The sequence below is a fragment of the Streptomyces sp. NPDC002156 genome (assembly GCF_053593675.1).
On the sequence record NZ_JBSFDA010000072.1, the window covers coordinates 13,007 to 24,570 of the forward strand.

Genomic DNA, 11,564 nt, shown 5'->3' on the forward strand with positions numbered 1-11,564 from the left:
CTGCCGTCACCTGCACGCTTTCCTGAAATGTGACAGCACACCGAGCAGCAGTACACGCAGCCCGAACAACCCGCCCGCACGCCGCCGCGAAACCCGTGCGCTGGGCCGCCGACACCGTCGCGACCATGCGCGAGGGCGCCCGGCTGCGCCTCGACTACTCGACCCAGAGTCTGTGGCGCGTCGACCGGATGATCGAGGAACTCCGCCGTGAACAGCCGCCGTACGCCGCCGTGGAGTCGGTGCTGCGCGGCTTCGGGGCGTACGCGGGCGAGGTCATCGTCCGGCGGGCCGGGGGCGCCGCCGAGTGGCTGGAGGCGGGCGGCGGCCACTGGGTCCGTACGGCCGACGGGCGGCTGTGGGACCCGGTCGACGAGGCCCGCCGCTGTTTCGCCGGACACGGCTCGCTGCGGCTCCTGTGCCGGGACGCGACGACGGTCTGAGCCGACGTGAGCTGTGACACTTCCGCGCCGAGCGACGCAGATGCCCATAAGGGCGGCAGTCGAACACGCGCCCGTACTCCCACTCGGTACGCCGGTACGGACGAGGACAGCGCTTGGGCCAGGGACGACGGGGAACCCGCCGAGTACAGGCGTACGACGAGGAACTGGGCGCAGCCGTCGCGCGGGCCCAGGACGGCGACGAGGCGGCCTTCGCGGTCGCGTACCGGATCGTGCAGCCCGGACTCCTCGGCTATCTGCGCGGCCTCGTCGGCGACGAGGCCGAGGACGTGGCGTCCGACGCCTGGCTGGAGATCTCCCGCGACCTGGGCCGGTTCAAGGGCGACGGAGCCGGTTTCCGCGGCTGGACGGCGACCATCGCCCGCAACCGCGCCCTCGACCTGCTGCGCCGAAGACGGGTACGGCCGCAGGGGACGGCGCTCGAAGAGGACGTACTGGAGCTGCCCGGCCCGTACAGCACCCCGGACCAGGTCCTGGAGGCACTCTCCACGGAGTACGCCCTCGGACTGATCGCCGGACTCCCGCGCGACCAGGCCGAGGCGGTCCTGCTCCGCGTGGTCGTCGGCCTCGACGCCTCCGCCGCCGCCCGCGTCCTCGGCAAACGCCCAGGCGCGGTACGTACGGCCGCACACCGGGGCCTGAAGCGCCTCGCCCGGCAACTGGGGGATCTGGGGGATCCGACATGAACGGCGACGACACGGCAGACGCCCGGCGGGCACGGGAGCGGGAACTGGCGGGGCTGCTCGCCGCCGCCCTGCGCGCGGGTGCCGGCGAAGGGGAACGGGCGGCGATCGCGGCGTTTCTGCTGGCCAGGGACTCCGGTGCGCACAAGACGGCACCCACCCGGCGCCAGGACGACTGGCGGTGAACGGGGGTCTCGCACCCCCTGAGGGCCCACTGACGGCCCGCCGATGGCAACGGCCGGAGCCGCCACCCCCCACAGGAGAGGCCCCGGCCGTCGCGCGGCACGGGCCGCGCGGCGGCCCGTATCTCCTACAGCGCCGCGCGTGCGTTTTCTGTCACACCCTCACCGCATCACGGGTTGGTTGCACGTTGTACGGACATGGACGAGCAGCGGTTTCACGCCGTAACGTGCCTTTCGCTACAGGCTGCGGACGACAGGAAACTGCATCCACTGAGGTCTTGAGGTGTGCTCGGTGCAGGGGGACGACGCGGAGCTGACCACCGCGGTGCTTGCGGCACAGGCAGGGGACGAGACCGCGTTCCGGACTGTGTACCGCTCGGTGCACCCACGGTTGCTCGGGTACGTACGGACGCTGGTCGGCGATCCGGACGCCGAGGACGTGACGTCCGAGGCCTGGCTGCAGATCGCCCGTGACCTGGACCGCTTCAGCGGGGACGCGGACCGCTTCCGGGGCTGGGCCGCGCGAATAGCCCGCAACCGCGCCCTCGACCACATACGGATGCGCGGGCGCCGCCCGGTCATAGGCGGCGACGAGACCGAGCTGTCCGGCCGGGCCGCCGACTCCGACACGGCGGGCGAGGCCATGGAGTCCCTGGCCACCGACCGCACGCTCTCCCTCATCGCCCAGCTGCCCCAGGACCAGGCCGAGGCCGTCGTCCTGCGGGTGGTCGTCGGTCTCGACGCCAAGACCGCCGCCGAGACCCTCGGCAAACGCCCCGGAGCCGTACGTACGGCGGCGCACCGCGGCCTGAAACGGCTCGCGGAGTTGCTCGGGGCGGACCCGGAGGCGACCGCCGCGCTCGACGCGCTGCCGCCCCAGCGGGAACCGCACGGACGTGCGGTGACGTCGGCCGGTGTGACGCATATGCGTTCGCGGACGCAGAAGGACATGTGATGGCCGACGACGACCGGTACAGGTGGCTGGACCGCGCCACGGCGGAACGCTTGCTGAGCGGGGAGTCACTGGAGGCTTCACTGGCGTCCGCGGGCCCCGAGGCCCGCGACCAGGCAGAGCGGCTCGCCAAGACCCTGGGCGCCCTCTCCGTGGACGCCCCGCAGAACGATGCCGAACTCCCCGGTGAGGCCGCGGCGCTCGCCGCCTTCCGCAAGGCCCGCCCGACCCCGGACACGGCCGCCGTGTCCGACCTGGGCCCGCAGGCCGGGCGGGACATGGGTCTCGTACGCGTGGGCGGCTTCGGGCGTTCCGGCTCCCGGGCCCGTCCGGCCCGTTGGGGCCGCCCCCTGCGCCTCGGGCTCAGTGCCGCGCTGGCCGCCGGCATGGTCGGCTCGGTCGCGGTGGCCGCCGGGGCCGGAGTCCTGCCGAACCCGTTCCGCGACGACGAACCCGGCCGTCCCGCCGCCACCGTGTCGGCCGCCGAGCGCGACCCGATGCTGGCCTCGCCGACGCCGGACGGCTCCCGGGGCAAGAGCGCCCCGTCCCTCAGGCCCGACAGCACGACCGGGGGTTCCGTCGACAACGGCTCCGCCGGGCGCGAGGAGGCCCAGGAGGACACGGCCGACGCGGACCAGGGACCGCGCTCCGACATGAGCCTGCCCGGCGACTGGCGCAGCGGCCTCGCCTCGTCCTGCCGCGACATGCGCAGCGGCAAGAAGCTGGAGGCGGAGCGCAGACGGGCCCTGGAGAAGGCGGCCAAGGGGTCCACGAAGGTGTCGCAGTACTGCGAGGACACCCTGAAGGACGACCCGGCCGTCAGTTCGAACTCCGACACCGGTACAGGCACGGACCCGGGACCGGGCGAGGGCGACCAGAGCGGCGCCGGTGACACGGGCGGCAACGGCAACGCCGTCACCGGCGACGACAAGGGCAACGGCGGCGGCGGTGGAGGGCGCGGCAACGGCAACGGCACAGGCCGTGGTGACCGTGCCGCGACGAAGCCGACGCCCGAGCCGACGTCCTTCGCCACCGTCAAGGCGGACGACCCCCAGAACGACCCGGCGCCGGAGGCCTCCGACCCGTCGTACGGCATCCTGCCGCTGCCGACGGCCACCTGACCCCGTACGAACTCCGTACGGCCTCCGTACGCCCCAGGGGCCCCTTGCACCTTTCCCCGCCACCGGGCCGCGAATGACCGCAGTGCACCGCCCTGACCTGCGAAGACGCGCGTCGGTGAAGTTCTCACGTGCCGGGTGTGACATTTTCAGCGGCGCCGACGCAGTAGTCAGTGAGCCGACTGGTCATCGGTTCCTCGCACAGAGCCGGGGGTTCCCCCCGTACCTACGGCTCGTGCACCTGGCGCGGGCGGGACACGTTCCCCCGGTCCCGTCCGCGCCCCCAAATCACCGTCTCCGCCGCCTCACCAGTAGACGACGACCTTGTCGCCGACACTCACCTGGGCGAAGATCGCGGCGATCGCCAGCTCGTCCCGGACGTTCACACAGCCGTGCGAGGCGCCGCCGTAGCCACGGGCCGCGAAGTCGGCGGAGTAGTGGACCGCCTGGCCGCCGCTGAAGAACATCGCGTAGGGCATGGGCGAGTCGTAGAGCGTCGACACGTGGTGCCGTGACTTCCAGTAGACGCTGAAGACGCCTTCCCGGGTCGGTGTGAACTGGCTGCCGAACCGCACGGCCACCGTCGAGACGGTCCGGCCGTCGACCATCCAGCGCAGCGTCCGGCTCGTCTTGCTGATGCACAGCACGCGGCCCGTGAGACAGCGTCGGTCGGGATAGGCGGCCGGCTGCCCGCCCATCAGGAACAGTTCCCACTGGCCGGGTTCGCGCGTCATCCGCAGCAGCCGCTGCCAGGTGACGGTGTCGGTCTTCCCGGTGCGCGGCAGCCCACGCTTGCCCTGGAAGCCCTTGACGGCGGTCTCCGTCAGGTCGTCGTACGACCCGGTCGGCCCGTCGTAGAGCCAGGCGACCTGACGCAGCCGCGCCTGAAGCTCGCGCACGTCACGCCCGCTGTCGCCGCGCGACCAGAGAACGGCGGGAGGGGGCGTGACGGGGGCCGCCTTCTTGGGAGTCGGCGCCGGTGTGGCCGTGGCGGCGGGTTTGTCGTCGGTGGGCGGGTGCGAGACCCGGATGTGCACGGGTGACCTGGCGTCGCCGTCCGTGCCGGTGGTCTGCACGGTGCAGCCGCCCAGGGCGAGAGCCGTGAGAACAGCAAGAATCGCCTTTCGCATGCCTGTAGTACGCAAGCCGGACCCCCGAAGCTCATGATTGTTGTGTGCGGCGACTGGCAAGCTACGCGGAGGTACACACCATGACGCGTGAGTCCGAGTCGGGACTACCCATCGAACCGGCGTACGGACCCGGCGCACTCGTGAACTGGGATCCTGCGGAGAAACTGGGCGAGCCGGGCGCGTACCCCTTCACGCGGGGCGTGTATCCGACCATGTACACCGGCCGCCCCTGGACAATGCGCCAGTACGCCGGTTTCGGCACCGCCGCGGAGTCGAACGCGCGCTACCGGCAGTTGATCGCCCACGGCACGACGGGCCTGTCCGTAGCCTTCGACCTGCCCACTCAGATGGGCCACGACAGCGACGCGGCAATCGCCCACGGCGAGGTCGGCAAGGTGGGCGTGGCGATCGACTCGGTGGACGACATGCGGGTCCTGTTCGAGGGAATCCCGCTGGACAGGGTCTCGACGTCGATGACGATCAACGCCCCGGCGGCCCTTCTCCTCCTGATGTACGAGCTGGTGGCCGAGGAGCAGGGAATCCCGGCCGCCCAGCTCACGGGCACGATCCAGAACGACGTACTGAAGGAGTACATCGCGCGCGGGACATACATCTTCCCGCCCGCACCCTCCCTGCGCCTCACCGCGGACATCTTCAAGTACTGCCGGGCCGAGATCCCGAAGTGGAACACGATCTCGATCTCCGGCTACCACATGGCGGAAGCGGGTGCGAGCCCCGTACAGGAGATCGCGTTCACGCTCGCGGACGGCATCGAGTACGTCCGCACGGCGGTCGCGGCCGGCATGGACGTCGACGATTTCGCCCCACGCCTGTCCTTCTTCTTCGTGGCCCGGACGACGCTCCTGGAGGAGGTGGCGAAGTTCCGCGCGGCGAGGAGAATCTGGGCGCGGGTGATGAGGGAGGAATTCGGAGCCCGGAACCCCAGGTCATGGATGCTGCGCTTCCACACACAGACGGCGGGCGTCCAACTGACGGCCCAGCAGCCGGAGGTGAACCTGGTCAGGGTGGCTGTCCAGGCCCTGGCGGCGGTACTCGGCGGCACCCAGTCCCTCCACACGAACAGCTTCGACGAGGCACTGGCCCTCCCCACGGACAAGAGCGCCCGCCTGGCCCTCCGCACCCAGCAGGTCCTCGCCTACGAGACGGACGTGACGGCGACGGCGGACCCCTTCGCGGGCTCGTACGCGATCGAGAAGCTGACGGACGAAGTGGAGGCGGCGACGCTGACGCTGATGAGGCGGGTCGAGGACCTCGGCGGCGCGGTGACCGCGATCGAACACGGCTTCCAGAAGACGGAGATCGAGAACAACGCGTACCGCATCGCCCAGGAGACGGACGCGGCGGAACGGGTGGTGGTGGGCGTCAACCGCTTCCAACTCGACGAGGAGGAACCGTACGAGCCACTCCGCGTGGACCCGAAGATCGAGGCGGAGCAGGCACAACGGCTGGCACGGCTACGGGCGGGGCGGGACCAGGTGGCGGTGGACGCGGCCCTGTCCGCCTTGCGGGAAGCGGCGGAGGGCACGGCCAACGTCCTGTATCCGATGAAGGATGCGCTGCGGGCCAGGGCGACGGTGGGGGAGGTGTGCGGGGCGTTGCGGGAGGTTTGGGGGGTTCATGTGCCTAGTGATGCGTTCTGAGGTGCTGCGGCAGGCCGTGTCCGCCCCGTGAAATCCCAGCCCGGATTGTCGTACCCCCGTGCGACACTCGCCCCATGTTCGGCGTAACTGACCTCCCCACGTATCTCACCGGCCTGGTCCTCATCGTCCTGCTCCCCGGTCCCAACTCTCTCTACGTCCTCTCCGTCGCCGCCCGTCGAGGCATCCGCACCGGGTACAAGGCCGCAGCGGGTGTCTGGTGCGGGGATGCCGTGTTGATGACCCTCTCCGCGGCCGGGGTCGCCTCGCTGCTCCAGGCGAACGCCCTGCTGTTCGGGATCGTGAAATACGCCGGCGCCGGTTATCTGACCTGGCTCGCGATAGGCATGCTCCGGGCCGCCTGGGGCATGTGGCGCTCGCGGCGGGAAGAGGCCGAGGTCCAGGACGCGGTCGTCGGTGCCGACGAGCGGCCCTATCGCCGTGCTCTCGTCATCAGCCTCTTCAACCCGAAGGCGATCCTGTTCTTCGTCGCCTTCTTCGTGCAGTTCGTCGACCCCGGATACGCCTACCCGGCTGTCTCCTTCGTCGTCCTCGGTGTCTTCGCGCAGTTCGCGAGCTTCCTCTATCTCACCGCGCTGATATTCGGCGGGACCAGGCTGGCCGCCGTCTTCCGGCGCCGTCGGCGCCTGTCGGCGGGGGCGACCTCGGCAGCGGGCGCGCTCTTCATCGGCTTCGCCGTGAAGCTGTCCCTGGCCAGCAGCGTCTAGCCGAGGACGCCCATGGCCGCCGCGTACTCCGTCAGGCCCTCCGCCGTCTCGCCCGCCCAGCCCACGTAACCGTCCGGGCGGATCAGGAACACCCCCGTGCCGTACACCTCGTACGAGAGCAGGCGGACCGTGGGCACGGCGGGGAGCGGAGGCAGGGCTGTCGCCGTGGCCACCGTCAGCAGGGTCCAGTGCGGGCCGCGGAACGTGTCGAAGAGGCGTACGCCGTCCACCGTGCCGTCCGGTGCGCGGTCGCCCGCGTGGACCGGGCCGGGGGTCGGGCGGGTCTCCAGTGTCAGGGACGAGTCCCGGTAGCCGAGGCCGAGCTGGCGGGTCGCCTCGCCGCGCCTGATCTCGCCCCGGTGGACACCCGTGGAGATGCCGAGCATCTGCGCGGCGATCGGCCGGCGCTCCTCCTCGTACGTGGCCAGCAGGGACTCCGGCGCCCCACGCCTCAGCACGGCGCCCAGCTTCCAGCCCAGGTTGTACGCGTCCTGGACGCTCGTGTTCAGGCCCTGGCCCCCGGCGGGGGAGTGGACGTGGGCCGCGTCCCCGGCGAGGAAGACCCGGTCGGCGCGGAAGGCGTCCGCCAGCGCCGCCCTCGGGCGGAAGTCCGAGGCCCAGCGGACCTCCGTCACATCCTCGGGGGCCAGATGCGAGCGGGCGGTCACCGTCTTCCGTATGGCCTCCAGGGACACGTCCAGGTGCTCTCCCTCCGGGAACTGGGCCACCAGCTGGAAGTCCTCCGTCCCGGCCAGCGGGCAGATCGCCATGAAGCCCGCGCCCTCCCCGCTCGGCGGGAAGACGTGCCAGTTGTCGCGGTCCAGGCCCGTGATCCGGACGTCCGCCACCAGGATCGGGTTCGGGTCGACCGTCTCGCCGGTCATACCGATCCCCAGCGCCCGGCGGATCGTCGAGCGGCCACCGTCGGCCGCGACGACATACCGCGCACGGACCGGCGCACCCGCCGCGAAGGCGACCGTCACGCCCTCCTCGTCCTGGTCGAGCCCCACGACCTCCCTGCCGAACTCCACCCGCCCGCCCAGCTCCGTCAGCCGCGCGAACAGGATCTCCTGCGTCCGCCACTGCGGCACCATCCACGGTTCGGCCCCGTACGGAGACGCCCCGACCTCCTCGCTCTCCTCCGCCGGGTCGAACATCCGGTGCTCGCCCACCCGTTCGCCGTTCTGCCAGATCATCCCGACCGGGTACGTGCCCCCGGCCGCCCGGATCGCGTCCAGCACCCCGAGGTCGTCGAAGACCTCCATCGTGCGCGGCTGGATCCCCTTGCCCCGCGACCCGGGGAACAGCCCCTCGGCCCGCTCCACGACCACCGCGTCCACCCCGCGCCGCGCGAGGTCCACGCCGAGCGCCAGTCCGGTCGGCCCGGCTCCCACGATCACTACATCCACTACGTCGGTCATGACTACCGCCTCCTTAACGTTGTTAAGTTGCCCTGCCCTCCGAGAGTGGACTTAACGGTGTTAAGTTGTCAAGCGTGAGTACGGAACGACGAGTCCCCCTCGACCGCAAACGCGTCGCCGACACCGCCCTGAAGCTCCTGGGCGAGGTCGGTCTCGACGGCCTCACCCTGCGGGCCATCGCCAAGGAGCTGGACGTCAAGGCACCCGCCCTGTACTGGCACTTCAAGGACAAACAGGCCCTGCTCGACGAAATGGCGACCGAGATGTACCGGCGGATGGTCGCCGGTCCGGCTCCTGGTCCCGACGTCCCGTGGGACGAGCGGCTGCTCCTCGCCAACCGCGGACTGCGCGACGCCCTGCTCGGCTACCGCGACGGCGCCAAGGTGTTCAGCGGCTCCCGTTTCACCGGTGTCGAGCACGCCGTCCAGATGGAGGCGAACCTCCGCTGCTTCGTCGAGGCCGGCTTCACCCCGGCCCAGGCCGTCCGCGCGAACATGACCGCGTACGTCTATACGATTGGCTTCGTCACGGAGGAGCAGGGCGTGGAGCCGCTGCCCGGTGAGCGCCGGGAGGGGTACGACGTCGAGGAGCGGGCCCGGCGGATGGCAGACTTTCCTCTGTCGGCCGCGGCCGGCGCCGAGGTCTTCCAGGACTACGACCGACAGTTCGAGGAAGGGCTGAAGCTGGTGCTCGCAGGAATCGGGGCGACGTACGGAATGACGTACGGAAAGTCGTCGTGAGACAGCGCGTGTGCGGCTCGGCCCTCATCTTTCGAGTGCTGTCCGGTCGGGACCGAGTTGACATCCGGCGCCGAATAACTCTTACTGTCGCGGAATCTGCAGCTGAGAGAGCCCAGGTGTACGCGTGACCAACCGTCCCCCGATACTGTCCGTCGTCGTGCCTTGTTACAACATCGAGACCTATGTCTCGGACACCGTGACGAGTCTCGTCAACAACGACCAGGACGACTTCGAGTTCATCTTCGTCGAGGACCGCTCGACCAAGGACAAGACCTACGAGGCGTTGCTGGAGCTGACGAAGCGGCTGAAGAACGGCAGGGTGATCCGGCACGAGCAGAACGGCGGTCTGGCCACCGCCCGCAACACCGGCATCGACGCGTCCGAGGGCACCTACATCACCTTCCTCGACGGTGACGACTGGCTGGGCCCGGGTTATCTCAAGGCCCTCGTCGACTCCATCCAGCGCCATGACGTCGACTTCGTGCGTACCGACCACGTACAGGTCAACGGCATAGAGCGGGCCGTCCACCGGGCGCCCGAGGGCCGCCGGAACGTGCCGCTGGACCCGCGTACCTCGATCCTCCCCGTCGACGACACCACGATGGTCGACTACCCCTACGCCTGGGCCGGCGTCTACCACCGCCGCCTCCTCGACAAGGGCATGCTGCGCTTCCACGACGGTCTGAAGACCGCCGAGGACCGCCCCTGGATCTGGGACCTGCACCGCAGGGCCGACTCCTACCTGGTCGCCAGCCTGCGCGGGGTCTTCTACCGCCGGGGCGTCACCACCTCGCTCACCCAGATCGGTGACGTCCGCCAGCTGGACTTCTTCCGGTCCTTCGACCTCGTACTCGCCGAACTCGCGAGCGACCCCGAGGTCGGGCTGCTGCGCAAGAAGGCGCTGCGCAACTACTGCGTCGTCATCGCGCACCAGCTGCTCCAGCGCAGCCGCTTCGACCGGCCGACCGCCGCCAAGCTGCGGCAGATGAGCGCCGACGCGCTGAACAAGATGTCCGAGGACGAGCTCCAGGCCGCCCTCATCGGTATGGGCGAGCAGCGCGTACACCTGCTGCGGCGCGTGCGCGGCGGTATGAAGGGAATCGCGGCATGATCCAGATCTTCTTCTCGGCGACGCAGTACGCGGCGGCGACCGTCACGGCCGCGATCCGCGCCGGGCTCTTCGGCCCGCGCGAGGAGCACCGCCGCATCCTGGTCGTCAGCAACACGGCCGCCATCCCGGAGGTCGGCACCCCGCTCGACAGAATGGCCGGCTTCGAGAAGCTGCGGCCCGAGTTCGACGAGGTGCGCTCCTGGAACGAGTTCATCTCCCCGCACCACCCGGCCGGCTGGTCCCCGCGCGCCCAGGACGCCATCCTGTGGGAGAAGGCCGTACGCCTGGCCTGGGACCTCGGTGACGAGCCCGTCGAGATCGCCTGCGAGTCGATCCAGGCGAACCCGTCGCGCGCGGTCGCCGAGATCTTCGCCGACAGCCCGATCCACGTGTACGCGGACGGCCTGATGAGCTACGGCCCCACCCGCAACCGCGTTCCGCACGGCATGAGCAGCCGCATTGCCCGCGTGCTCCACCTCGACCTCATACCGGGACTGCGGCCCCTGCTCCTCGCCGAGTACGGCGTGGAGCCGGTGCCGATCCCGAACGGGCCGATCGTCGAGGTTCTCAACGAGATCGGGGAGCAGGGCGTCGACCTGCTCGCCGAGCGCATCCCGGCCGAGAACCGTCCGACGGCCGTGCTCCTCGGTCAGTACCTGTCCGCCATCAACCTCATCACCCAGGAGGAAGAAGAGGAGCTGCACGTCCGGATGCTCCGGGCCGCGGCCAAGGCCGGCCACACGGCCGTCCTGTTCAAGCCGCACCCGAGCGCCCCGGCCGCGTACTCCACGTCCCTGCAGACCGCCGCCACGGAACTCGGCGTGCACCTGAGCGTGCTCAACGAACCGGTGCTCGCGGAGACGGTGTTCGCGTACCTGAAGCCGCAGCTGGTCGTCGGCTGCTTCTCCACCGCGCTGATGACCGCCGCGACCTTCTACGGCATCCCGGTCGCCCGGGTCGGCACGGAGTCGCTCCTCGACGCCATCACGCCGTACGAGAACAGCAACCGCATCCCGCTCACCATCATCGACGCGGCCCTGCCCGACGCCGAACGCGACCTCGCGTCCAGCATCGGCGTGCCGTCCGACGACCCCGGCCTTGTCGCACGGCTGGAGCCGCTGGTGAAGGCGGTCGGGTACTGCATGCAGTCCCGTAAGCACCCGCAGCTGCGTGAAGAGGTCGCGGCCTGGCTGTCGGTCCATCTGTCGGAGAACGCCCACTACTTCAAGCGCCGCCGCCTGACCAGCCTCCGCCTCCCCGGCGGCAGCACGGTCCGCGCGGAGACGCTGCGGCGCAACCCGACGGTCCGCAAGGTCGTGAAGAAGGTCAGGGCCGTGCGGTCCTGACGGGCAGCGGCATATGAAAGGGCCCGGGGTCGGAATC

General features: G+C 70.5%; 12 protein-coding genes. 10 read left to right on the forward strand and 2 right to left on the reverse strand.

All coding sequences use genetic code 11. From position 1 onward, the window contains the following. Positions 1–29: 29 nt before the first annotated feature. The 5 genes from ACWCRB_RS26700 to ACWCRB_RS26720 all read left to right on the forward strand — a co-directional run bounded on the left by ACWCRB_RS26700 (position 30) and on the right by ACWCRB_RS26720 (position 3,396). On the forward strand, positions 30–440 hold the full coding sequence (locus tag ACWCRB_RS26700; RefSeq protein ID WP_450998451.1) for a hypothetical protein: 411 nt from the start codon (positions 30–32) through the stop codon (positions 438–440). Between the two features lie 113 nt (positions 441–553). Further along, the gene (locus ACWCRB_RS26705; RefSeq protein WP_450998452.1) at positions 554–1,144 is read left to right on the forward strand and encodes an RNA polymerase sigma factor; all 591 of its coding nucleotides are present in this window, start codon (positions 554–556) and stop codon (positions 1,142–1,144) included. Next, a complete protein-coding gene (locus tag ACWCRB_RS26710) occupies positions 1,141–1,326 on the forward strand; it encodes a hypothetical protein (RefSeq protein ID WP_450998453.1) in 186 nt (61 codons plus the stop codon). The genes ACWCRB_RS26705 and ACWCRB_RS26710 overlap by 4 nt, the downstream gene beginning before the upstream one ends. A gap of 289 nt (positions 1,327–1,615) precedes the next feature. Next, complete coding sequence (locus tag ACWCRB_RS26715; protein WP_450998454.1) at positions 1,616–2,278, forward strand: RNA polymerase sigma factor; 663 nt, start codon at positions 1,616–1,618, stop codon at positions 2,276–2,278. Next, positions 2,278–3,396 (forward strand): hypothetical protein, encoded by a 1,119-nt coding sequence (locus ACWCRB_RS26720; protein ID WP_450998455.1) that lies wholly within the window; start codon positions 2,278–2,280, stop codon positions 3,394–3,396. Before ACWCRB_RS26715 ends, ACWCRB_RS26720 begins: the two co-directional genes overlap by 1 nt. A gap of 302 nt (positions 3,397–3,698) precedes the next feature. Here the strand turns inward: ACWCRB_RS26720 and ACWCRB_RS26725 are convergent, their stop codons facing one another. Continuing rightward, entirely contained in the window at positions 3,699–4,523 is an 825-nt protein-coding gene (locus tag ACWCRB_RS26725) for a L,D-transpeptidase family protein (RefSeq protein WP_450998456.1), read from the reverse strand. 80 nt (positions 4,524–4,603) lie between these two features. Between ACWCRB_RS26725 and ACWCRB_RS26730 the strand changes: the two genes are divergently transcribed. Beyond that, entirely contained in the window at positions 4,604–6,184 is a 1,581-nt protein-coding gene (locus tag ACWCRB_RS26730) for an acyl-CoA mutase large subunit family protein (RefSeq protein ID WP_450998457.1), read from the forward strand. A 74-nt stretch (positions 6,185–6,258) separates the two neighbouring features. After that, positions 6,259–6,909 carry a leucine efflux protein LeuE gene (gene leuE / locus ACWCRB_RS26735; RefSeq protein ID WP_450998458.1) on the forward strand — a complete coding sequence of 217 codons (651 nt, stop codon included), beginning with the start codon at positions 6,259–6,261 and terminating at the stop codon, positions 6,907–6,909. Here the strand turns inward: leuE and ACWCRB_RS26740 are convergent. After that, positions 6,906–8,330 (reverse strand): FAD-dependent oxidoreductase, encoded by a 1,425-nt coding sequence (locus ACWCRB_RS26740; protein WP_450998459.1) that lies wholly within the window; start codon positions 8,328–8,330, stop codon positions 6,906–6,908. The two genes, leuE and ACWCRB_RS26740, sit on opposite strands and share 4 nt — an antisense overlap. Positions 8,331–8,404: 74 nt before the next feature. On the opposite strand from ACWCRB_RS26740, the gene ACWCRB_RS26745 reads away from it, so the two are divergent. The 3 genes from ACWCRB_RS26745 to ACWCRB_RS26755 all read left to right on the forward strand — a co-directional run bounded on the left by ACWCRB_RS26745 (position 8,405) and on the right by ACWCRB_RS26755 (position 11,527). Then, positions 8,405–9,070, forward strand: a complete 666-nt coding sequence (locus ACWCRB_RS26745; RefSeq protein ID WP_450998460.1) for a TetR/AcrR family transcriptional regulator — start codon at positions 8,405–8,407, stop codon at positions 9,068–9,070. A gap of 124 nt (positions 9,071–9,194) precedes the next feature. Continuing rightward, on the forward strand, positions 9,195–10,181 hold the full coding sequence (locus ACWCRB_RS26750) for a glycosyltransferase family 2 protein (protein WP_450998461.1): 987 nt from the start codon (positions 9,195–9,197) through the stop codon (positions 10,179–10,181). Next, complete coding sequence (locus tag ACWCRB_RS26755; protein WP_450998462.1) at positions 10,178–11,527, forward strand: polysialyltransferase family glycosyltransferase; 1,350 nt, start codon at positions 10,178–10,180, stop codon at positions 11,525–11,527. Before ACWCRB_RS26750 ends, ACWCRB_RS26755 begins: the two co-directional genes overlap by 4 nt. Positions 11,528–11,564: the final 37 nt, after the last annotated feature.